This is a genomic window from Weissella koreensis KACC 15510, from assembly GCF_000219805.1.
GTDB classification, from domain to species: Bacteria; Bacillota; Bacilli; order Lactobacillales; family Lactobacillaceae; genus Weissella; species Weissella koreensis.
Window position 1 is genome coordinate 1,043,304 of record NC_015759.1, and the last position, 23,666, is coordinate 1,066,969.

Sequence of the window (23,666 nt, forward strand, 5' to 3'; positions counted from 1 at the left end):
CCTAAAATTAATTTGAATTACATTCATGAATAATATAGTTTTCCGCTTCATCTAGCGATATCAAGATGCCAAGTGGTGATTGTTAGACAGTCACAATTTAGGTGGTACCGTGTATTAAGTTGCACCCTAATGACATTTTTGTTATTGGGGTGCTTTTTTATTGAAATAAATATTATTATTGGAGGATTTACAGATGGACGTTTTAAGTGAATTAAAGTGGCGTGGAGCCATTAATCAGGTTACTGATGCGGAAGGATTAAAAAATACGATCGAAAATGAAACTATCGGAGCTTATGTAGGAATTGATCCAACAGGAGATTCTATGCATATTGGACATTTAATCCCTTTTATGATTTTAAAGCGCCTACAATTAGCTGGTGTTAGGCCAGTGATCGTAATCGGGGGAGCAACCGGTTCAATTGGTGATCCTTCTGGTAAGAAGCAAGAACGCAAATTATTAGATCAAAGTGCAGTGGATCAAAACGTCCAAAAAATTACGGGGCAAATGGAGCGTTTATTTGGTAAAGATGGTTTTACAGTAACAAATAATAAAAATTGGTTGGGTGAAATGACTTTGTTGGACTTCTTGCGTGATTACGGAAAGTTATTTCCTATCAACGTAATGTTAGCCAAAGATGTTGTAGCATCAAGACTTGAAGCTGGAATTTCATTCACCGAATTTACCTACCAAATTCTACAATCAATTGATTTTCATCATCTTTGGAAAAATGAACATGTTCGGTTACAAATTGGAGGATCCGACCAATGGGGAAATATTACCGGTGGAATTGATCTAATTCATCGTCTGGAAGGTAATGATGCCCAAGCTTATGGATTGACAGTGCCATTGTTATTGAAGGCAGATGGAACAAAATTTGGTAAGACCGAAGGGGGAGCTATCTGGTTGGATCCAGTTAAGACTACTCCGTTTGAATTCTATCAATTCTGGCTTAATACAGCAGATAATGATGTAGAAAAAATGCTTAAGTACTTTACCTTCTTATCGGAAGAAACGATTGCAGAATTAATGGATGAAATGCAAAATGATGCTGCAAAACGTACAGCTCAAGTTCGGTTAGCGCAAGAAGTGACCTCATTTGTGCATGGGGAACAAGCTGTGAAAACGGCAGAATTGATGACCTCAATTTTGTTTGGGAATGGGGATGTAAGTCAACTTACAGTAGAAGAAGTAGCTACTCTAGCAGGAAATGTTCCAACATTTAAACAAGATGGAAATAAAATTGGGCTACTTGATCTAATCGTGGCAGCTGGACTAGAAACATCAAAGACTGCTGCCCGCCGCGCAGTTAAAGATGGGGCTATTCGCATTAACGGTGTTCAAATCAAAGATGATACAGCTGAAATTGATCCACAAAGCAAGTATGATGGACAATATATTATTGTTAAGCGTGGAAAGAAGAAGTGGGCAGTTGGAGTTTTAAACTAGTTTTTAATTTTGAACGTAAACTATTGCTTAAACTTGAAGTTATGTTTGCGGTATGCTAAAATCTACCAGTAGATAGGATATCTAAAGGAGGCGCAGCTAAATGTATAACGCATTATTGACGGCAATGATTGTTGTCGGAATTTTGATTATTATTGCTGTATTAATGCAGCCATCAAAGCAACAAGATGCTTTGTCGGCCTTATCAGGTGGTGGCGGAGATTTGTTTGCAACCCAAAAAGCACGAGGTTTTGAAGCTGTGATGCAACGTGCTACAACCGTATTAGGAGCTATTTGGTTCCTCTTGGGATTGGCTTTGGTATATCTTTCAGCACACTAACGAATAGCGCATTTCCCTCTCGTGATACGTTGCGAGAGGGTTTTATTTTAGAAACAGAGGAAAAAGATAAAAAATGGACGCACAACAATTACAAAAAAAATTATTTGGCTTTTTAAAAGCTAATAATACGCAAAGTTATTCCGCTCAAACTTTAACGGATGGCTTACGTTTAAATGACGTAAATGGATTTACACAGGTAGTTCAAGCCTTGGCTCAATTGGAACGTGATGGACAAATTGCCGAGATTGATGGGGCTTTCCAATATAATGCAAAGAGCCAAGGATACATAGGAACTTTCCGTTCTAATGCGAAAGGCTTTGGATTTGTGGCTGTAGATGGTCTAACGGAAGATGTTTTCGTGAATCCAGATAATACAGCTCAAGCTTTAAATTTGGATCAAGTTCGAGTGACTTTGTTAACGAAGGGGGATGCCGATGATGGTCGAGGCCCTGAAGGAATCGTAGAAGAAATCATTAGTCATGATTTGAATCAAGTGGTTGGTGAATTTAAATTGGGTTCTGATTACACTGGATATATTGGAACGATTAATATAACGGATAAGAAAAATGCAAATTATAATTTCTTAGTAAGTGAAGGTGGAGTGACCGCTAACGATGGTGAAGTTGTTGTGGCTCAAATCAAAGAATATCCTACACCAGCGATGCCTAAGCATATGAATGGAGTTATTTCAGAAACCATTGGATTCAAAGATGAACCAGGGGTTGATATCATGGCAATCGTGCATCAACATAAGGTTCCAGCTGTTTTTGATGAGGAAGTTTTGGCACAAGCAGAAGCTATTCCTGACCATGTTTTAGAATCTGAATGGGCAGGACGCGAAGATATTACTGATCAACCTTTGGTTACGATTGATTCAATTGAATCAAAGGACTTGGATGATGCGGTAGTTGTTTGGAAATTAGAAAATGGTAACTTTCATTTGGGAGTGCATATTGCTGATGTTTCTCATTATGTTCCTGAAGGTACACCTTTGGATGCCGAAGCCTATAATCGCGGAACTTCAGTTTATTTGACTGATCGCGTCATTCCTATGCTACCTCGTAATATTTCAAATGGAATTGCTTCATTAAATCCAGGGGTTGAACGTTTAGCAATGTCAGCTGAAATGGAATTTACGCCGCAGGGTAAGCTTGTTGATTATCGATTGCATCAGTCTGTGATGAAATCACACGCAAGAATGACTTATAAAGCGGTTAATGCAATTTTGGATGGGGATGAAGAAACTCGTGAGGAATATGCTGATTTGGTTCCAATGTTTGAAACCATGGAAGAGTTGCATAAAATTTTAGCTCAAAAGCGAATTGATCGTGGAGCAATTGAGTTTGACGCCCCAGAAGCCAAAATTATTGTTGATGCTGCTGGTAAGCCTACAGATATTCAAATTCGTGAACGAGGACTCTCAGAACGAATTATCGAATCATTTATGTTATCAGCTAATGAAACAGTTGCCATGCATTTTGATCAATTGAAGGTACCATTCTTATACCGAGTCCACACTACGCCTGATTTGGATAAAAGTGTTCGTTTCTTTGAATTTGTGAAAGCATTGGGTGGTAAAGTTAATGCCGATCCAAACAAAGTTAAGCCGATGGATTTCCAAAAAATTCATGATGAATTTATGGGGTTGCCATCTGAACAAATGGTTTCAACAATGATGCTTCGTTCAATGCAACGAGCAGCTTATACAAATGAATCTTTGGGACATTTTGGATTGGGGGCTGAGTATTATACTCACTTTACATCACCAATTCGTCGTTATCCAGATTTAACGGTTCATCGTTTGATCAAGTGGTATGAGAAGAATGGAACTGATGAAGCAGCACAAGCAAAATATCGCGATAAGTTAGCTGAAATTGGAAATGATACTTCAATGCGCGAGCGTCGTTCAATTGATACTGAACGTGATACTGATGCAATGAAAAAGACCGAATTTATGGAAGATAAGGTTGGCCAAGAATTTGATGCAGTTGTTAATGGTGTAATGAAGTTTGGAATGTTTGTCTCATTGGACAACACTGTTGAAGGCCTAATTCATACTTCTAATCTAACTGATGATTATTATATGTATGATGAGAGTCATTTGGCTTTAATTGGTCGCCGATTCCATCATATTTATCAAATTGGACAAGCAGTGAAGGTGAAATTAGTTCGTGTTAATAAGGAACAAAGTTCACTTGATTTTGTTCTGGTTGATCCCGATGCAGCACCAATTACTGATATCAAAGTAGCTGATGGACATCGAGGTGGTTATGGTGATAAGAACAATAAGAATCACCATGATAAGCCACGTAATGGTAAATATAATAGTGGAAATGCTAAGAAGAGCCAAGGTACTAATCAACGACATAATAACGGTCAAGCACTTGGGACACTTAACGACCGTCGTAAGCCTAATGATTCAAGAGATAATGCTAATCGGAAAGGCCGACACTAAAATCAGGGAGGTTAACCATGGCCAAATCTAAAAAAACAACACAACAGTATTTAGCGACCAATAATAAAGCACGCTATAATTATGCTATCGGTGCTACATATGATGCTGGGATGGCACTCACTGGAACTGAAATTAAATCTGTTCGTGCAGGTCAAATTACCATTGCTGATGGCTTTGTTCAAATTAGACATGGTGAGGCATGGTTGGATAATGTCAATATCGCACCTTATGCGCAAGGAAACCAATTTAATCATGAACCTTTGCGCCCACGGCGTTTATTATTGCACAAGCGTGAAATTCAACAACTAGAACGCTCTTCGTCTGAAGCAGGTGTCACAATTGTGCCACTCAAGGTTTATATTAATCACGGTTTTGCTAAAGTTTTAATTGGGGTTGGAACTGGTAAGCGGCGGTTTGATAAACGAGAAACTATTAAAAGGCGAGATCAAGATCGTGATCTACAACGTAAGTTTAAAGGTAGTGTTCGTTAATCAACTGAGTTTATTAACATTTGTTGAAATCTTATAAAAAAATATATTTAATTTATTTAAGAGCCTGGAGTAAAAATTGTCCTAGGTTCTTTTTTATTGTCAAAATAACTTAAATGTATCTTGTATAATTCGGTAATTAGAATTATATGTGAAAAAAACTTATTAATTTTAAAATCAAAAACAGGCTAAGCGCAACCTTTAATTTGATTTTATGAGAATATATGTTCTGTAAAACTAATTTAGTGCTTGTCAAAGATAAAACTAATTGCTAAAATGAGAACATTATTAAAAAAGGACATTTTAATAAGAATTAATAATAAAAAGGATGGGGTATGTATGGAAACTGAACAAAAGCAAGAAAAGAAATTTTTCGGACAACCAATTGGTTTGTCAACTCTGTTTATGACAGAAATGTGGGAACGTTTTTCTTATTATGGAATGCGAGCAATTTTACTTTACTACATGTGGCATTTAATTGCGGTTGGTGATTTAAATATTACTAAGGCCGTGGCTGCATCAGTGATGGCGATCTATGCCTCGATGGTTTACTTGACGGGTGCATTAGGTGGTTACTTAGCTGACCGAGTGATTGGTTCTAGGCGAGCCGTTTTCATTGGTGGAGTCTTTATCATGCTAGGGCACATTGTCTTATCGCTACCATTTGGATCTTCAGCTTTGTTCACTTCCATTGTCTTGATCATTATAGGAACAGGACTTTTGAAACCAAATATTTCGTCGATGGTTGGCTCACTGTATCGGCCAGAAGATCGACGTCGGGATGCCGGATTTTCAATTTTTGTTTTCGGAATTAACTTGGGTTCATTTATTGCACCTTTGTTGGTTGGTTGGACACAACAAAATGCTGGTTACCATCCAGCCTTTGGATTAGCAGCAATTGGGATGTTCCTTGGATTGGTTCAATACTACTTCGGTGGTAAAAAGAACTTACCAAAGGATGGGCTAAAACCTACTGATCCGTTGGAAGCTCATGAAGTTAAACCTTTAATTATTAAAACTGTTTCTGGAATCGTTGCTTTGGTAGTGGTTGTTGCTGTTATGATGATGATGGGTTGGAATAATATTACAGATTATATTAATTTACTAACTATCATTGCAGTTTTAGTTCCGATTTACTACTTTACTCAAATGTTGTCTTCTAAGAAGGTAACCAGAACAGAACGTTCACGAGTATTGGCATATATACCACTTTTCTTAGGAGCTGTATTATTCTGGGCGTTAGAAGAGCAGGGATCAGTCGTATTAGCAACCTTTGCGGAAACACGAACAATCCATTCATGGTTTCCAGCTGCTTGGTTCCAATCGTTGAATCCATTCTTTATTATGTTATATACGCCTTTCTTTGCTACAATGTGGACTCGTTGGCGTAAAAATGCGCCTTCGTCACCAATGAAATTTGCGGTTGGATTGATTTTTGCGGGAGCATCATTCTTACTTCTTGCAATCCCAGGAAGTCTATGGGGAACTGCTACTCGTGTATCACCATTATGGCTTTTGGGATCATGGGCGTTAATTATTTTTGGTGAAATGTTAATCTCACCGGTGGGTCTTTCGGTCACTACTAAATTAGCACCACGGGCCTTTAATTCACAAATGATGTCTCTTTGGTTCTTGGCTGCAGCAGCTGGATCAGCGTTGAACGCACAATTTGTTGGATTGTACACACCAAAGACAGAGGTTTCATACTTCCTTATTTTTGGAATCGTGGCTGTTGTGTTAGGAATTATTATGTTGTTTCTTGTAAAAATGGTTGTACGTTTGATGGATGGAGTAGATTAAAAATTAAACTAGTTAGGTAATAAAAATCCATGAATTTGGTTTTTATTACCCTTTTTATTTAAAGACGTTTAAAATTATCTTTAATAAGAGTATGAGTAGTTTGGATTAGAGCTTATTTACTGAAATGGAGGATTATAACAATGGATCGTTTTAAACTTGAAATTAAGTCAAATGCCGATTTATCGGCTTTGGAAATGATTAAAATCATGCAAGAACGTGTTGCAGTTTTTGTGGTGGAACAAGATTGTCCCTATCAAGAAATTGATGATAAGGATGAAGATGCATGGCATGTTATTTTAAAAGATCAAAAAAATGATCAAGTTGCGGCTTATGCTCGCGTGGTTAGACATGATGATGGAAAATCAATTAGCTTCGGACGCGTTTTAGTTGTTAAATCATATCGCCAACAACAATTGGGAAGGGCGATTGTTACAGCGGCAATAGACCACATTCATAAACAATTTCCAAAACGTACAGTTAAAATTGCTGCTCAAAATTATTTACGTAATTTTTATGCTTCTTTTGGCTTTAAAACGCAATCAGACGTATATCTAGAAGACGGAATTCCACATATAGACATGACTTTAGTTGAATAAGGTGGATTTAATTTTAGTTAAATTGAATGGGCTATCCAAAAAGCAATAATGTTTTATTTCAAGCAAGCAAATTATAAAATCATTATAAGTTCAGATTAGAAAATTAGTTCTATATATCTGAACTTTTTTTATATAACAATAATTATTACCAAAAATTGCAATAAGTTTGGAATAAATAAATATTTCTTTTTGAAAATAAAAGTTTTATAATTTGAAATATTGGTTAAATTAATTAGCGTTAGAGCGGTTAGATTGAATTTATTTACTTAATTCATACAAAAGATAAAAACGGAGTAGTTTTATGAAAAAAATATTAATGTGGGTCGGCTTGGTTCTAGTTTTTTTGTTGGTAGTTTTTGGGATTGTTTTCCGAAATGAGATAACAACAATAGCTACGACGAAAAAACTTAATGATAAACCTTTTTATGAAATGAATTATCGTGGAGATTATGCTTTAGATAAAATTTTGAAAAAAGGAGTTGATAATGATCAAGAATTGGCTGATTTTGCAACGAAACAATTATTGCATGGTATTCCGGTGAAAATAAAAGTTCCGAATTTAGGTTGTACAACCTTTAATGCGACTACTCCAAATGGGGATAAAACTTTTGCCCGTAATTTTGACTTAGATAACGCTCCAGTCATGGTTGTCCGGACTAAACCTAAAAATGATTATGAAAGTATTTCTGTAGTTGATCCTGGCTTGATCGGGATTAAAGCAGAGGGAATGAACAAACCAATGGGGCGTTTAATGACATTAGTTGCCCCTTATATTCCATTAGATGGAATGAATGAAAAAGGACTAAGTGTTGCAGTATTAAAATTGCAAGATGAAAATACGAATCAGAACACGGGTAAGCCAGGGATTAATACTACTGTTGCTATTCGTATGATTTTAGACAAGGCCAAAACGACAGATGAAGCTGTTAATTTGTTGAAAAAGTATGATATGCATAGTTCTTCAACTGCGACATATCATTTTCAAATTGCGGATAAACGAGGAAAAAGTGTTGTAGTTGAATATGTTAATAATCAAATGAAGGTCTTACCATCTGATAAGAACTATCAAGTTGCGACGAATTTTTATTTGAGTCCTGAAAAGTATGGTCAAGGAAAAGGTCAAGATCGTTATAAAATCGCGACGGAAAAGTTAGAAGATCAGAAAGGTATTTTGACACCAGAACAATCAATGGATCTTTTAAAGGCTACACATTTAGAGGATAAAGGTGATAATAGTAAAGCCATGGTCACACAATGGAGTGCCGTTTATCAACAAGATAAGCTACAACTAGATATTGCGACTGGACATAATTATAAGAAGGTATATCATTTTAATGTACATTGATAAATTATTTTATACTATGAATAGGGACTTTGATTTGATTATAGAGCCATTCAGTGCGATAATATTAGAGAAGAAGAATTTGAAAATAAAAAAATTATAATTTAATTTAATTAAAATGTAGCTTTTTGAATATGACGGTGTTATAATAATTACAGAGTTAAAAAGCAATTTTGTTTTATGTTTTACCGAATGTATGGCACATTGATTTTTGATTTATTATTATTTAAGTATGGCAAGTGCCAAGGAGGTTTCACACATGGAACAAGGAACAGTAAAATGGTTTAACGCAGACAAGGGATTTGGATTTATCGAACGCGAAAATGGTGGAGATGTATTCGTACATTTCTCAGCTATTCAAACTGACGGTTTCAAGTCATTAGACGAAGGACAAAAAGTTAACTTTGACGTTGAAGAAGGAGCTCGCGGATTGCAAGCTGTTAACGTTACTAAGGGTTAATTCTTTAGTGCTTAAATAAAAAAGCAGTGCATTTATGTACTGCTTTTTTTGTATGAATTTTTTGAATTTAGGGCTATTGATGTTCTTGCCCTAGGATGGTTTAAGGGGACGCCCTTCTTAGATGCAAATTGGAATTAATTTAGATCTATAATTTTATATTAGTTAAATATCAAGAATAACTAATTACCAATTTGTTCACATTCTATGATAAAATAAAGATGTTAAATTAATTATAAAATCATGAGGGAGTAACGGCAGACTTAAGTTTGCGGTCCCACCGTCAGCAAGAGCAGCTTGACTGCTCCGGTGGTCCTTAAATTGTGAGACTCGTGGTGACTTTCTAAATGTCACCATAGGTCTCTTTTTATTTAATGATTAAATGTAATTATCATATCTAGGAGGATTATTTATGCTTGAGGGAGATCAAAAACCTTTATATCAACGAACGGCCCAAGAAGTTGAAACAGCTTTAAAAGCTGATTCAGTCAATGGATTATCTGGTACGGATGCTAAACAGCGCTTAGCAGAAGTGGGACCGAATCAATTAAAAGCTACGAAAAAGACTACTTTGATGCAAAAATTCTTTAATCAATTTAAAGACTTTATGATTGTAGTTTTGTTGGTTGCCGCTTTAATTGCTGGTTTGACTGGTGAAGTGGCTGATGCGCTTATTATCTTAGCTGTTGTAATCTTGAATGCTATTTTTGGGGTCTATCAAGAAGCAAAAGCCGATGAAGCAATTGAAGCTTTGCAAAAGATGTCAGCGCCTAATGCCAATGTTCGTCGTGATGGGGTTATTATGACCTTGCCAGCTAGTGAATTGGTACCAGGTGATATTGTTGCGTTAGAAGCTGGAGATGTAATTCCTGCAGATATGCGCTTGTTGGAATCAGCATCATTAAAAATTGAAGAAGCTGCTTTGACGGGTGAATCGGTACCTGTTGAAAAGCAAACTGCCGCTTTAGCAGGTGAAGAGTTACCTCTTGGTGATCGGACTAACTTGGCCTTTATGAATTCGAATGTGACCTATGGTCGTGGTGTTGGAATTGTAACTGGGACAGGGATGTCAACTGAAGTTGGACATATCGCTGGAATGTTGGAATCAACTGAAACTACTAAAACACCGTTGCAAGTTAATTTATCAAAATTAGGTAAATCATTAACTTATTTAATTTTGATTATCGCGGTGATTGTATTTATTGTAGGAATGTTTAGAACTCCAGAAGTTGGAAGTGGGAACCGTGTTGTAGATATGTTGTTGACGGCTATTTCTTTAGCCGTTGCAGCAATTCCAGAAGGATTACCTGCGATCGTTACGATTACCCTTGCTTTGGGAACCAATCAATTAGCAAAAAAGCACGCTTTAATGCGAAAATTGCCAGCTGTTGAAACTTTGGGTTCGACTCAAATTATTGGATCAGACAAAACGGGAACCTTAACGCAAAATAAAATGACGGTTGAAAAATACTATGTTGACCAGAATTTAATTGATGCTAAGACGCCGGTTACAGGATCAGCTGAACAATTGGTTGATTTATTAGCTTTGAATAATGATACAAAAATTAATTCAGATGGTGATAAATTAGGTGATCCAACTGAAACGGCTTTGATTACTTTTAATGAAACTCAAAATCGTAATTTAGAACAATTATTTGCTGAAAATCCTCGAGTGTCAGAAATTCCGTTTGATTCAGAACGTAAATTGATGACCACGATTCATCCCCACGGTGATCAATTTATGATTACGGTTAAGGGAGCGCCCGATGAATTGTTACGTCGAACTACAAAACGCTTGGAGCAAAATCAAGCGGTAGAAATGCAACCAGCTGATAAAGATAATATTAGTGCAGTTAACGTTGCTATGGCACAGGATGCCTTACGTGTATTAGGCTTCGCTTATAAACTGGTTGATGAAATTCCAGAAAAATTGGAATCAGAATTGGTTGAAAATGATCTTATTTTTGTTGGATTAATTGGAATGATCGATCCTGAACGGCCTGAAGTGGCCGGTGCGGTTGCTGAAGCGAAAAAGGCGGGAATCAGAACTTTGATGATTACTGGTGATCATAAAATTACTGCCGAAGCTATCTCACGTCGTTTGGGGATCTTAAGTCCTGAGCAAGGTAGTGATGCAGTAATTACTGGTCCTGAATTAGATCAATTGGACGATGAAACATTTAAAGCTCAAGTTAGTCAATATAGTGTCTATGCTCGGGTTGCACCTGAACACAAGGTTCGGATTGTACAAGCTTGGCAATCACAAGGTCAAGTGGTAGCAATGACAGGGGATGGAGTCAATGATGCCCCTGCTTTGAAGACGGCTGATATTGGAATTGCTATGGGAATTACTGGAACGGAAGTTTCTAAAGGGGCCGCTGATATGGTCCTTGCGGATGATAACTTTGCCACAATTGTTAATGCTGTTGAGGAAGGGCGAAAAGTATTTTCAAATATTCAAAAATCAATTCAATACCTATTATCTGCCAATTTGGGTGAAGTTTTGACCCTCTTTGTGATGACGATCATGGGATGGAATATTTTGGCACCTGTGCATATTCTTTGGATTAATTTAGTGACTGATACCTTACCAGCAATTGCATTGGGAATGGAACCAGTCGAACCAGGAATTATGGAGCGTAAGCCTCGCGGTCGTAATAGTGACTTTTTGGCTGATGGATTAGGTAGCACTATTATTTATCAAGGATTGATCGAAGGATTGATTACTTTGGGTGTTTATTGGTATGCTATTAATTTCCCTGTTCATGCTAGTTCAGCAGCGGCGCATGCCGATGCTTTAACAATGGCTTTTGCTACCTTGGGATTGATTCAATTATTCCATGCGTTTAATACCAAATCAATTTATCAATCAATTTTCAAGGTGGGTATTTTCAAAAATAAGACCTTTAATTGGGCGATTTTGATTGCGGCCTTAGCTTTGGCAATTACTATTGTAATGCCAGGATTGAATGATATTTTCCATGTCACACATTTGGATTGGCATCAATGGTTGTTAGTGTTGGGTGCTTCGTTTGCGATTATTCCAGTTGTGGAAATTATTAAATTCGTGCAACGTCACACCATGCACAAGCAATAATAATGTATAATAGAGAAGCTGTATTATCATTTCGGCTTTGATTCATAGCTTGAATTACAGCGGTTGGTCCTTCTAGGATTGATCGCTGTATTCTTTTATTATTAATCAATAGTATGGATGATAAAAATAATTAAAGTATATCAACGAATGGGGAAATAAAATGGCTAAAAAAATGTTTGCAAATCCGCGTGACTACGCAATGAAGTTATCACAATTAGTACAAACAACTGAAGAAAGTGGTTCAAATGTTGCGGAATACTTCGAAAAAATCCGAACAGCTATTGATGAAGATAAAGTTGCAGAGATGCCCAAAGCAGAATTTGCTGAAATTTCAGTTGAATTTGATGACGTGGTAGAAGTGTACAAAAAAGCTGCCGATGATCTAGATCAAATGAAAGCACCAGTTCGTTTAATTGGTGTTCATGGAAGTTTAAAGAAGACCTTCCGAGATTACTATGATGCTACAGTGGCTATGGCTAATGCATTGGATGTCAATAAACAACAAGTTGACGTAACTGCCTTTGACCAATCCGAACAAGATCAAGATCAATTGATGGAAGAGTTCATGAAGCAAGTTCGCCGAGCCTTCCAAATGGTAATGTAAGTATGGAGAATGTATCAATTCCAGAATTAGATCTAATCGCCGGAATTGCGAATGAGCTAGAGCTACCTAAGACAAAAATTAAAGCAACATCAGACTTATTACAAGATGGTAATACTGTTCCTTTTATTGCTCGTTATCGAAAAGAAGCTACGGGTAATTTAGATGAAGTCCAAATTCGTGACATTCAAGCCAGTAGTAAGCGATTAGAAGATTTGCAAGCCCGAAAATTAACGGTACAAAAGGCATTGATAGACCAATCCGTATGGAATTCGGCGTTGGCGGAACGTTTAATTGCGGCTGATAGTCTTCAAAAAGTGGAAGACTTTTATCTACCTTATAAACAAAAACGGCGAACCAAGGCGACGATCGCCAAGGAAGCTGGTTTGATGCCATTAGCTCAAAAAATTCAAAGTTTTCCAACCGATGATTTAAATCAAATAGCCTTAGACTATGTTGACCCTGCGCAAGATTTACCGGATGTGAAGGCTGTCATGAATGGGGTCCATGAAATCTTTGCCGAAGTGATTGGGGAAAATGCGGGATTACGTGAATGGATTCGTAATTATACGCAACAAAATGGAACTGTTGATGCCAAAATTAAACGTGGAGCGCAAGAACAGGATCCTAAATCTATTTATGCTTTGTATTATGATTTTAGTCAAAAAATTAAGCAGATTCAAAATCATCAAATTTTGGCTGTGAATCGTGGTGAAAAAGCAGGCATATTATCAGTTGGGATAGAAGTGGATCAATTGGCAATTGAACGTTATTTAAAGTTTCGACTAGTTGGTAGCAAACAAGGCGCTGCAGCAGAAGTGTTAGTTAATGCCGCTAAGGATGCTTATAAACGCTTCATAGGACCAGCAATTGAACGTGAAATTCGTAAACAATTGACAGCCCAAGCCAGTGCGGATGCTATTAAAGTCTTTGGGAAAAATCTGTATCATTTGTTGATGGGCGCTCCCTTAAGGGGACAAGTTGTTTTAGGATTTGATCCTGGAATTCGGACTGGTTCTAAGTTAGCCGTTGTGGATGAAAATGGAAAGTTTTTAGAAAAAGCAGTTATTTATCCACATCGAGCTGCTAAATATGATCCTGCAGGAGCGAAAAAAATTATTATTAATTTGGTTCATAAATATCAAGTAACTTTGGTAGCGATTGGAAATGGAACGGCTTCTCGTGAGTCTCAGCAGTTTATTGCTGATTTGATTAAGTCAGACTTGCCAGATTTGAAGTATGTGGTAGTTAATGAGGCCGGCGCTTCAGTTTATTCAGCCTCTGATATTGCTCGGACGGAGTTTCCAGAACTACAAGTTGAGCAACGATCAGCAATTTCGATTGCACGCCGATTACAAGATCCTATGGCTGAGTTAATTAAGATCGATCCACAGGCGGTAGGTGTTGGACAATATCAACATGATTTACCAACTAAAGAACTATCTGAACAATTAGATCAAGTTTTGGAGACGGCGGTTAATCAAGTTGGTGTTAATTTGAACACGGCATCAGCACAATTATTATTGCATATCGCTGGTTTAACTAAGACGACAGCTCAAAATATTGTGGACTATCGTGATCATAATGGAGCGTTTAAGACGCGAAATGAATTAAAGAAAGTTGCAAAACTAGGTCCTAAAGCTTTCGAACAGGCGGCTGGATTTTTGAGAATTCCAAATGGAACGAATAGTTTGGATAATACTGAAATTCACCCAGAGTCATATAAAGTCGCAAAAGAACTTCTCAAACGTATTGATGCGACAGATGTAGAATCACGTCAGCAGCAATTACAAGCTTTGGCAACTGATGATGTTGCTAAAGAATTACAAATTGGATTGCCGACTTTATATGATATTATAGATGCCCTTAAACATCCGGGACGAGATCTAAGAGATCAAGCCATCAGCGCAGTTTTACGTTCAGATGTTTTGACTTTAAAAGATTTAAAACCGGGTATGGAACTACAAGGGACAGTGCGAAATGTGGTTGATTTTGGAGCATTCGTTGATATTGGAGTTCATGAAGATGGATTAGTTCATATTAACGAAATGGTCAAAAATAAAAACCAACACCATAAACTAAATCCACATGATCATGTTGCAGTTGGTGATATTATTACAGTTTGGGTTAAAGAAGTGGATTTGAAGCGTGAACGGATTGGATTAACGTTATTTTCTGAAAATATCAGTTAAAAATAACGCTTGAAACTGGAAGTTCAATTTGGTATGATAAGCTGTGTTAGTTACTAACACAGCTTATGCGGACGTGGCGGAATTGGCAGACGCGCAGGACTAAGGATCCTGTGATAGAAATATCGTGCGGGTTCGACCCCCGCCGCCCGCATCAAAGTAAATTAAAAACCCCGTTGAATCAGCGAAAACGTTGATATGACGGGGCTTTAATTTTGTTTTCTATATTTTTAAACTAGTTCAGTTTAGATTGGTTGTCTTGGCATAGTTTTATGACTTTTAAAATCAACTAAAAAGTATTGTTTTACTATATAATTATATAGAATAAAGGAGGGACGCTATGAATAAACGTAATTCAGATAACTGGTTCAGTAAAGTCTCTAATATTAGGCGTCTGAGCCAAGATATTCCAAGGTCAGATAAACTAACTGATGTAACAAATGAAACACATCAAGGCCAGGTTAACTTATCATTATCTGAGCTGAAAAAACATAGCCTACGCCTTTTGATTTTGTTAGGAGGAATTTGGTTTTTGTGGGGATTGATGATGTGGACGTTTTATTCATTTCAAAATACTACAAGTAATCGAGAATCGGTAAGTGGCTGGGTTGGGCTTGTCTTATGCAGTATCATTTCGTTTGTGGCTATTTATTATATTAATTTGAAGTTAATACAATATAAGACTATTATAATTGGTTCTCAACTTAAAATTATTTTTAATAATCAAAAAGTGATTGGACGCTTCTTCAAATTAGATTATGCGATTTTAGATAAAACAGGAACTTTAACTGAGCCTGCAGCACAAGTTAAAAATATTGTTGTTCCGAATTCGGTGGAACGTGCGAAAATTTTTTCGATTTTAGAATTATTAGAACAAGAGTCTAAACATCCTGTTGCACGTGGGATAATGATGTATTTAAATAATCAAATATTTGAGCGCAAAGTAGTTCAATTAAAGCAACGGCAAAAAGTTGATTCTGGAGTTTGGGGCCGCTTTGAGGATGCTGATTATGCATTGCTGAGTCGGGCCGGTGTCCGACAATTAGGAATCGAACCTAAAATAAAAGCTGATGGCATGATGATGTGTTATTTGATCGAAAATCAGAAAAAAGTTATAGCCTCAATTATTTTGCAAGATAAAGTTCGAAGTTCGGCTACGAGTTTGATTAAACAAATTAAAAACCAACGGATTGTTACAGTCATGGCGACTGGTGATAATGATAGTAATGCTAATCAAATTGGTCAATTATTGGGCATTGATGTGATTGCTGCTGATTTAACCAGTCAGTCTAAAGGGGAGTTAGTTAAAGCCTATCAGCAAAATGGACGGGTCCTTTTTGTTGGGGATGGTATGAATGACTATCAAGCTTTAAAAAATGCTGATTTTTCCATTGGAATTATGCATAATAAGTATTCATTGGGATTAATAACGGATGTCCAGATTCAAGCTGATCATTTAACTTTGGTTCAAACAAGTTTAAAATTATTACAACAAGCGATTATCAAAAAATGGTTAAGTATGACTTATTGGGGATTTTACTGGGTAACTATTGTATATTGCATTCAAGAATTAAATCTCAATAGTATGTATTTGATAAGTGTTTATATATTATTAGGATTAGTAGTAGCAATCTTGCAGATTCTTAATTTTAAAATTTGGAAAACTAATATATAGTGATTTTTAGAAATTTATTTGACAAAAATATAGAGGCCTGTTAATATTAAATATGTTGATTAATCAACTTATTCATTTGGAGAATTACCCAAGTCTGGCTGAAGGGAACGGTCTTGAAAACCGTCAGGTCGGGAAACCGGCGCGTGGGTTCGAATCCCACATTCTCCTTAATATTATCGCGGGATGGAGCAGTCTGGTAGCTCGTCGGGCCCATAACCCGAAGGTCGTAGGTTCAAATCCTACTCCCGCAATCATTTAAAACTAAGTTTCTTGTAAACTTGGTTTTTTTATTTATTTTTAAGAATATTATGATTTGGTAAGGTTTGTTGAAGCCGAGGTTTCGGTGCACTGACCTTTGCTATACTTTAGTTATCATTTATGAAATTTATGTTGGGAGTATTGCAGATGAATTTTAAATATTTGCGATATATAATTATCGCCATTATATTAGCACTATTAACTGGTATTGCCTCGCCAATTTTGATTAATAACGCACAAACTATGAACATCGATCCAAGCTATATTTATGGGACTGTCATGGGGGTGGGGATGCTCTTTTGGGTCCTTTTAGGAACTAGTATGGTTCGTTATATCCGCCAAGCTAATAAGAATATTGTTAATTCATGGCGTTGGGCGTTGGGCGCTTTAGTGAGCTTGGGTGTGTCGTGCTTAGTGGCGATGGCCATGTACAAAGGATCGGCGCAAACTTGGCTTGTTTTACCACTTGCTTTAGTGGGAGTATCACTTTTGCTAGGATCGTTGTTAATCTTTCAACCTATTAATTTGGATCAAGAAAATCAAAAAGATCAAAAAAATAATCACAAAATGAATCTAATGATGACCTTAGTGGCTACTATTGGATTTGCTTTGGGAACAATGACGTCAGGATTAATGGTCGGATTAATGATCTTGACAACGATTTTACTGATTGCTGATCCACAATGGCCAGTTATTTTGGTCCGCTATCAAAGACAACTATTACAAGATCGTTTACGCGAAAATGGTATTACAGTTAATGATTGGACTATCTTAAACCGGTTGCCAAAGATTAAAAGTATTTTATTAGAAAAGTCCGGCGTTTTAACAGAATCAGTCGCTATTGTTTATTCGGTTAAAAGTGTTGATGATCGTTATAGTGATAATGATGTGATTGGAATTGCAGCTGGCTTATTACAAAATTTTGCTAGTCCGTTATCAAGTGGTTTTGCACAATACACTGCTGGTAAAGGAATCGAAGCCAGTGAAGTTTCAGAACCAGAAAAAATTGCATTAATTGGAGTTTCTGGAGTGATTCATCAAGAACTTTTTGCGGTTATTTCAGCAAGAGAAGCCTTAAAAAACTATGCTGTGAGTCCAGAAGTCTTGGCAAATTATCAATCAATAGGTAATTCTGTTTCATATATTGTTGATGGGATTCAGGTTATCGGAATTATTAATTATGGTACACCATTAAAGCATTCATTATTAGAAATAGATCGGATGTTAGTTAAACGTGGAATTCGAACGCAAGTTATTTCTGCTGATGCATTAGGATCAGTGCATGGCTTAAAAGAATTATTCAAAAGTGCTAGTTATGTCAAAGCTGGTTTAAGCCCTAAAGATAAGCATGATATGCAAATTGCGGCTTTAAAAGATGAAAATTCAATGTTTATTACTAATCAACAAATTCCCAATGGGTTACCAAAAAGAATTTTGATGGAAGTTGGAGATAGTCTTCCAATTGCAGATGCGCAATTGAAAGACCTAGAGCAATTGGGACCACTTTTCCGTTCTACTGATCAATTGGATCATATTAATAAGAATCATTTACGTTGGATGAATATTATTATATTGGTCCTAATTTTAATAGGATTATTATTAGGATTAGCTTTAGGTAACTGGATTATTTTGGCACCACTAATTGCAGCTGTTATTCGCTTGGTGGCAATGTTTACTCTAATGTATCAAATGAGAAACTAATTTAAATAAGAAGATATAAAGTTGGTCTGATTAAAGATCAACTTTATTTTTTTATATCGTTTAATAATTATTACAATTCATTGACACACATTAATAAAACAGATAAAATTAAAAGGTGTTAAAAAGCGCAAATTTAATAATTTATAAATAAGTTGAAACCATTTAACTTACTAGACAGGAGTCAATGATGAACATCACTATGATCATCCTGACAGCGCTTGTCGCAATCGTAATTGGGTATGCTTTTGGACATGTTTTCACTCGAACTAAGATTGAAAACAGTTTGAAGCAAACCCGACAAACTGCAGAAGATATCACGAATCAAGCACAAGTTGAAGCAAAGGCCTTAAAACAAAGTGCCATTGTTGAAGCACGTGATGAAAGCCAACAATACCAAGCTAAAATCGAGGGAGAATTACAGGAACGACGTCAAGCCGTTTTGGCCCAAGAGGAACGTTTGGTAAGTCGTGAATCTGTCTTAGATCGGAAAGATGCTTCTCTTCAAAAAAGAGAAGAATCAATTTCTGAGAAAGAGAATAAACTTGATCAACAACGCCAAAGTGTGAAGGATAAGCAAAATTATGCGGAACAATTGGTGGAAGATCGTGAAGCAAAGCTAGTAGAAGTGGCCGAAATGGATCGCACGGATGCTAAAGGTTTGATTTTAACAGAAACAAAGGAAGCTTTGGTTTCTGAACGAGCTAAGTTGATTAAGGAAAGTGAACAGGAAGCCGTAATTGAAGCTGATAAAAAGGCTAAAAGTTTGGTTGTTCAAGCTATTCAACGTTCAGCAGCTGATATGGTTGCTGAATCAACAGTCTCAGTTGTTGCACTTCCAAATGATGATATGAAAGGTCGTATCATTGGACGAGAAGGCCGTAATATTAGAGCAATTGAAACCCTAACTGGAATTGATTTGATTATTGATGATACTCCAGAAGCGGTTGTGTTGAGTGGTTATGATCCTGTTCGTCGTGAAATTGCTAAGAGAGCTTTGGAAGCTTTGATTTCTGATGGTCGGATTCATCCGGCTCGGATTGAAGAGATGGTTGAAAAGGCTCGAAAAGAAATGGACGAACACATTCGGGAAGTTGGAGAACAAACGGTCTTTGACCTAGGTCTTCATAATATTCATCCTGATCTAATTAAAATAATTGGACGAATGAATTACCGAACAAGTTACGGACAAAATGTCTTAGTACATTCGATTGAAGTTGCAAAACTAACTGGCTTGTTGGCAGCTGAGTTAGGTGAAGATATTACGCTTGCTAAGCGCGCAGGATTATTACACGATATTGGTAAGGCGATTGATCATGAGGTGGATGGATCACACGTGGAGTTAGGGGTTGAATTAACAACTAAGTATCACGAACGTCCGACTGTTGTGAATGCAATTGCATCACATCATGGGGATGTTGAACCGGAGTCAATTATTGCAGTCTTAGTAGCTGCATCAGATTCGATTTCGGCGGCACGTCCAGGTGCTCGTTCCGAGTCATTAGAAAATTACGTTCAACGTTTGCAACAACTTGAAGGAATTGCAAATGGATTTAATGGGGTTCAAAAGACCTTTGCAATCCAAGCTGGACGTGAGATTCGAGTGATGGTGGAACCAGCAGCAATTTCAGACGTGGAAGCGACTGTCCTTGCGCGTGACATTAAGAACCAAATTGAGCATGATCTTGATTATCCGGGACACATTAAGGTTACGGTTATTCGAGAATCTCGTGCGATTGAATATGCCAAGTAAAAAAATGAGAGAGTGAGACAAACTCGTTCAATGTTTTGATTTAACGTTGTTTTCACTTTAGCCTTAAAAGGGTTGAAGTGAAAAGTTGAATAATTAACTTTGAACTTTGTCCACTCTCTTTTATTTATGATAAATATAGTATATAATCGTGCAACATATAAATGTTGATTGGATAAATTAACCATAGTAAAATCAATTTAAATTTTGTCGTAGAGATTAATAATAATTTTTATGGTAAAATCAATTTGTTATTAATTAAATACTTGATTGTGTATTAATTAGGTAAAGGAAGAGGTTGGACTGTGGATGATGATTTGAATAGCAAAAAGCAGAGTATTGGCGCCAAAATGAAAAACAAAAAAAGTTGGCTGATAGGTATTAGCATTGCATTAATAGTACTGATCGCAGGATCAGGAGCATTCTATTATTATAATCAGACCCAATCCAGCCAAGCTAGACAGTTCGCACGTGAATATACGAAAAATTTTGCGCAGAAAAAGTATAGCCAGTTATTGAAAAATACTGATAAAAATAGTTTGAAAGCATATGGTCTAACAGATAAAGATCCGTCAGCCAAAATAGAAAAAAGTTTTGATTATTTAGGTATTAAAAATATTAAAGTCAGTGATGTTAAGACAAATTATAAGGGTGGAAATCGTTTCCAAATGACTTATAATGTTGATTTGAAGACGCCAGCTGGAATGATTAAGAATCAGCGTTATGTTGTCAATTTTAAAATTAATAAAAAGCAAGCTACTGTGATTTATAATAGTAATTTGATTTTGCCAGGTTTGGCGAAAGATGATCATCTAAATATTGCCAAAGATGGTGGGCAACGTGGCCAAATTTTGGATCGAAATGGTAAAGTTTTGGCGGGTACTAAAATTACCAAAGAATTAAAAACTGTACCACAATACTTTTTGAATGAAGATGGTTCAATTAATCAAGATCAAGTTGACGAAGTTGCTAAGAAATACAATGCCACTTCAGATGAAATTACTAAAGGTATTAATGCTTATAGTAATCATCCAGATTGGGCCTATACAGTTAAAAGCCTTGGTGACGATGATTATCAAAAAGATGACGATGGTGATGGTGCATCAGTTCAATCAAGTTATGAACGAGAGTATCCTTTGGGCGCTGCAGCTAGTCTCTTGATTGGATACACAAGCACGGCTACGTCCGATGATGTTGCAAAGGATGCTACTTTAAGTGGCAATGATATTGTAGGACGTGCTGGTTTAGAAAAAGCTTATGACAAACAATTGCGCGGAAAAGAAACTATTAAATATCAAATTTTGAATCAAAAAGGTGAAGCAAAAAAGACTTTACTTTATCAAAAGTTTGAAAAAGGGCAAGATATTAAGTTAACAATTGATTCAGATGTTCAAAAGGCAACTTATGATGGATTTAATGATGTACCTGGTTCAGCAGTGATTCAGGCACCGAAAACTGGAGATTTACTAGCAGTTGTTTCAACTCCGTCATATGATCCAACAACTTTAACTTCTAATAATAATGCTGATTATCCATTTATGGCCCGTTTTGCCAAGGGTTACGCACCAGCATCAACCTTTAAACAGGTGTCGGCAGCCATTGGACTAAGCAAGGGAACTTTGAATCCTGATGAAGTTATTAAAATTGAGGGGACTAAGTGGACGCCATATAATGTTACCCGGGTGAATAGTGATACTGAGGTTAACTTGAAAACTGCTTTGCAACATTCTGATAATGTTTATTTTGCACAACAAATGTTGAAGGTTGGTCGAGATACATTCCAATCAGAATTGACGGACAAATTCACTTTTGGTCGAGATTATAAGTTACCAATTACGATGAAGGTAGCTTCCTTTAGTAATACTGGTAAGTTAGAAGATAATAAACAATTAGCCGATAGTGCTTATGGTCAGGCGCAAATGTCAGTTAATCCAATTGAGATGGTCACTATGTTTAATTTCTTAGATAATGATGGTAACATCGTAATGCCAAAATTAATTAAGGATGATAAAAAGCCGGTCGTAATTAAAGATGCAGCCAAATCTGATGATGTAAAAACAATTCTTGATGACGAAGTCGGAATTGTTTCTGATGAAGATGGTTATGCTCATAATCTTTATAATGAAGGGTATAATTTAGCTGCCAAAACTGGAACTGCAGAAACAGGTAATAATAACCAAAACGCATTAGTTTCAATTCACGACCTGCAAAATAATAAATTTACGGGAATATTTGTAGTTGAAAATTCAGTGGTAAATGGTGAAAATAAGAACCCACAAGCAGATGATGTTGCTAAGAATGCGGTAGATTATTTAGAAAATACCTTTGTTAATCAGTAATATTAAAACAACGCGGACAATTTAATTAGTTCGGGTTGTTTTTTTGTGTTTAAATCGGCTATAATGAAGTAGTACGGGGTCGTTCCGGAATCGACTGGTGCTGTTTGAGCTAATGCTGCGTTTAGGGGTTGTGGCCCTATAATCCACTCAGACGAATTAACTGCAAAAAATTCAAACAACTTGGCTTTCGCTGCTTAAAAACCAGTGAACCAAACTAACACGATTGGTGGCCATCCAGTTTAGTTAGTCATAATAATTATGGCCTGCGCATAACGCTCCCATCTGAAGCTGTTATGAAGAGGATAATCAGATTAGCCTAAAGGATCGCCGGGTTAATTGGCGTGCCAAGGGCGAATTTTAAATTAATTAACTATGAACGTAGATGTATTAGTATCAAGGTATTAGGACAGGGGTTCAACTCCCCTCGGCTCCATAATATAAAAAGGTAAACCTCATTGTATCAACATATTCGTTGGTGTGGTGGGGTTTGTTTTTGTTATTTATCCTAAATTAATCTAATATAGATAAGTTTATATTTTTAAAAGGTTCATTATAATAAGTATTAACAGGTTTATGGTCTTATCTCTAAATTTAATTTTTTGAAATGAGGATTTGAAATATGTCAGTTAAAATTGGTAGTGATGAGCATATAACAGGAATATTTAGATTGATTACAGAATTAGAACAGAATGAATTTAATTTTAATCAATTTAAAAATGAAATAAAAAAACAATATAATAATGATAATTATTGTTGTCTGATTTATGAATTTGAAAATAAGGTAGTAGGTATGATCAATCTTAGATTGGAATATCAATTACATCATGGAAATAAAATAGCAGAAATATTGGAATTTATCATATCAGATAAATATAGAAATATGGGATTTGGTACAGAGTTATTCAATGAAGCTTGTGAATATGCTCTAAATAACAATTGTGTTGAAATAGAAGTGGCTAGTAATGTAGTAAGAGTTAAAGCTCACCAATTTTATGAAAATAAGGGAATGAGTAGAACTCACTTTAGGTTTAATAAAAAAATATCTTTATAAAAGAATAAAAAACGTCCTATATTTTTAGGACGTTTTTTTTATTTAATTACTTATTCTTGAATTGCTTGATCGTAATTTTTAAATGT

The 23,666-nt window shown here is 36.2% G+C and carries 16 protein-coding genes, 3 tRNA genes and 1 other RNA gene; all 20 read left to right on the forward strand.

Features of this window, described 5'->3' with window-relative positions; all coding sequences use genetic code 11:
* The first annotated feature begins 193 nt into the window (after positions 1–193).
* The 20 genes from tyrS to WKK_RS05095 all read left to right on the forward strand — a co-directional run bounded on the left by tyrS (position 194) and on the right by WKK_RS05095 (position 23,580).
* Positions 194–1,447 carry a tyrosine--tRNA ligase gene (gene tyrS, locus WKK_RS05005; protein WP_013989664.1) on the forward strand — a complete coding sequence of 418 codons (1,254 nt, stop codon included), beginning with the start codon at positions 194–196 and terminating at the stop codon, positions 1,445–1,447.
* Positions 1,448–1,547: 100 nt separating this feature from the next.
* Positions 1,548–1,784, forward strand: coding sequence for a preprotein translocase subunit SecG (gene secG / locus WKK_RS05010; protein ID WP_006845025.1), 237 nt, complete (start codon positions 1,548–1,550; stop codon positions 1,782–1,784).
* A gap of 73 nt (positions 1,785–1,857) precedes the next feature.
* Positions 1,858–4,239 carry a ribonuclease R gene (gene rnr, locus WKK_RS05015; RefSeq protein ID WP_013989665.1) on the forward strand — a complete coding sequence of 794 codons (2,382 nt, stop codon included), beginning with the start codon at positions 1,858–1,860 and terminating at the stop codon, positions 4,237–4,239.
* A 17-nt stretch (positions 4,240–4,256) separates the two neighbouring features.
* Positions 4,257–4,730: an SsrA-binding protein SmpB gene (gene smpB, locus WKK_RS05020; RefSeq protein ID WP_013989666.1), complete on the forward strand. Its 474-nt coding sequence runs from the start codon at positions 4,257–4,259 to the stop codon at positions 4,728–4,730.
* 336 nt (positions 4,731–5,066) lie between these two features.
* Positions 5,067–6,527 carry a peptide MFS transporter gene (locus WKK_RS05025; protein WP_013989667.1) on the forward strand — a complete coding sequence of 487 codons (1,461 nt, stop codon included), beginning with the start codon at positions 5,067–5,069 and terminating at the stop codon, positions 6,525–6,527.
* A gap of 140 nt (positions 6,528–6,667) precedes the next feature.
* Entirely contained in the window at positions 6,668–7,123 is a 456-nt protein-coding gene (locus WKK_RS05030; protein WP_006845029.1) for a GNAT family N-acetyltransferase, read from the forward strand.
* Between the two features lie 301 nt (positions 7,124–7,424).
* Positions 7,425–8,468 carry a linear amide C-N hydrolase gene (locus WKK_RS05035; RefSeq protein WP_013989668.1) on the forward strand — a complete coding sequence of 348 codons (1,044 nt, stop codon included), beginning with the start codon at positions 7,425–7,427 and terminating at the stop codon, positions 8,466–8,468.
* 256 nt (positions 8,469–8,724) lie between these two features.
* On the forward strand, positions 8,725–8,925 hold the full coding sequence (locus WKK_RS05040) for a cold-shock protein (protein WP_006845031.1): 201 nt from the start codon (positions 8,725–8,727) through the stop codon (positions 8,923–8,925).
* A 409-nt stretch (positions 8,926–9,334) separates the two neighbouring features.
* Entirely contained in the window at positions 9,335–12,019 is a 2,685-nt protein-coding gene (locus WKK_RS05045) for a cation-translocating P-type ATPase (RefSeq protein WP_013989670.1), read from the forward strand.
* A gap of 160 nt (positions 12,020–12,179) precedes the next feature.
* Positions 12,180–12,623: a hypothetical protein gene (locus tag WKK_RS05050; protein ID WP_013989671.1), complete on the forward strand. Its 444-nt coding sequence runs from the start codon at positions 12,180–12,182 to the stop codon at positions 12,621–12,623.
* Between the two features lie 2 nt (positions 12,624–12,625).
* Complete coding sequence (locus WKK_RS05055; RefSeq protein WP_006845034.1) at positions 12,626–14,812, forward strand: Tex family protein; 2,187 nt, start codon at positions 12,626–12,628, stop codon at positions 14,810–14,812.
* A gap of 67 nt (positions 14,813–14,879) precedes the next feature.
* A tRNA-Leu gene (locus tag WKK_RS05060) sits at positions 14,880–14,963 on the forward strand.
* Positions 14,964–15,149: 186 nt separating this feature from the next.
* The gene (locus WKK_RS05065) at positions 15,150–16,484 is read left to right on the forward strand and encodes an HAD-IC family P-type ATPase (RefSeq protein ID WP_013989672.1); all 1,335 of its coding nucleotides are present in this window, start codon (positions 15,150–15,152) and stop codon (positions 16,482–16,484) included.
* A 78-nt stretch (positions 16,485–16,562) separates the two neighbouring features.
* Positions 16,563–16,652, forward strand: a tRNA-Ser gene (locus WKK_RS05070).
* 9 nt (positions 16,653–16,661) lie between these two features.
* Positions 16,662–16,735: transfer RNA gene (locus WKK_RS05075), tRNA-Met, on the forward strand.
* Positions 16,736–16,889: 154 nt separating this feature from the next.
* Positions 16,890–18,443: an HAD family hydrolase gene (locus WKK_RS05080; protein ID WP_013989673.1), complete on the forward strand. Its 1,554-nt coding sequence runs from the start codon at positions 16,890–16,892 to the stop codon at positions 18,441–18,443.
* Positions 18,444–18,630: 187 nt separating this feature from the next.
* The gene (rny, locus tag WKK_RS05085) at positions 18,631–20,193 is read left to right on the forward strand and encodes a ribonuclease Y (protein WP_006845037.1); all 1,563 of its coding nucleotides are present in this window, start codon (positions 18,631–18,633) and stop codon (positions 20,191–20,193) included.
* Between the two features lie 347 nt (positions 20,194–20,540).
* Positions 20,541–22,529, forward strand: coding sequence for a penicillin-binding transpeptidase domain-containing protein (locus tag WKK_RS05090; RefSeq protein WP_242821436.1), 1,989 nt, complete (start codon positions 20,541–20,543; stop codon positions 22,527–22,529).
* Positions 22,530–22,604: 75 nt separating this feature from the next.
* Positions 22,605–22,965: a transfer-messenger RNA gene (ssrA, locus tag WKK_RS07100) on the forward strand.
* A gap of 183 nt (positions 22,966–23,148) precedes the next feature.
* Positions 23,149–23,580, forward strand: coding sequence for a GNAT family N-acetyltransferase (locus tag WKK_RS05095; protein WP_006845039.1), 432 nt, complete (start codon positions 23,149–23,151; stop codon positions 23,578–23,580).
* The last annotated feature ends 86 nt before the right edge of the window (positions 23,581–23,666 follow it).

What these genes read in the sequence shown, in the direction of transcription:
- tyrS (WP_013989664.1), top strand. Translation starts at nt 194, where the DNA reads ATGGACGTTTTAAGTGAATTAAAGTGGCGTGGAGCCATTAATCAGGTT.
- secG (WP_006845025.1), top strand. Translation starts at nt 1,548, where the DNA reads ATGTATAACGCATTATTGACGGCAATGATTGTTGTCGGAATTTTGATT.
- rnr (WP_013989665.1), top strand. Translation starts at nt 1,858, where the DNA reads ATGGACGCACAACAATTACAAAAAAAATTATTTGGCTTTTTAAAAGCT.
- smpB (WP_013989666.1), top strand. Translation starts at nt 4,257, where the DNA reads ATGGCCAAATCTAAAAAAACAACACAACAGTATTTAGCGACCAATAAT.
- WKK_RS05025 (WP_013989667.1), top strand. Translation starts at nt 5,067, where the DNA reads ATGGAAACTGAACAAAAGCAAGAAAAGAAATTTTTCGGACAACCAATT.
- WKK_RS05030 (WP_006845029.1), top strand. Translation starts at nt 6,668, where the DNA reads ATGGATCGTTTTAAACTTGAAATTAAGTCAAATGCCGATTTATCGGCT.
- WKK_RS05035 (WP_013989668.1), top strand. Translation starts at nt 7,425, where the DNA reads ATGAAAAAAATATTAATGTGGGTCGGCTTGGTTCTAGTTTTTTTGTTG.
- WKK_RS05040 (WP_006845031.1), top strand. Translation starts at nt 8,725, where the DNA reads ATGGAACAAGGAACAGTAAAATGGTTTAACGCAGACAAGGGATTTGGA.
- WKK_RS05045 (WP_013989670.1), top strand. Translation starts at nt 9,335, where the DNA reads ATGCTTGAGGGAGATCAAAAACCTTTATATCAACGAACGGCCCAAGAA.
- WKK_RS05050 (WP_013989671.1), top strand. Translation starts at nt 12,180, where the DNA reads ATGGCTAAAAAAATGTTTGCAAATCCGCGTGACTACGCAATGAAGTTA.
- WKK_RS05055 (WP_006845034.1), top strand. Translation starts at nt 12,626, where the DNA reads ATGGAGAATGTATCAATTCCAGAATTAGATCTAATCGCCGGAATTGCG.
- WKK_RS05065 (WP_013989672.1), top strand. Translation starts at nt 15,150, where the DNA reads ATGAATAAACGTAATTCAGATAACTGGTTCAGTAAAGTCTCTAATATT.
- WKK_RS05080 (WP_013989673.1), top strand. Translation starts at nt 16,890, where the DNA reads ATGAATTTTAAATATTTGCGATATATAATTATCGCCATTATATTAGCA.
- rny (WP_006845037.1), top strand. Translation starts at nt 18,631, where the DNA reads ATGAACATCACTATGATCATCCTGACAGCGCTTGTCGCAATCGTAATT.
- WKK_RS05090 (WP_242821436.1), top strand. Translation starts at nt 20,541, where the DNA reads ATGAAAAACAAAAAAAGTTGGCTGATAGGTATTAGCATTGCATTAATA.
- WKK_RS05095 (WP_006845039.1), top strand. Translation starts at nt 23,149, where the DNA reads ATGTCAGTTAAAATTGGTAGTGATGAGCATATAACAGGAATATTTAGA.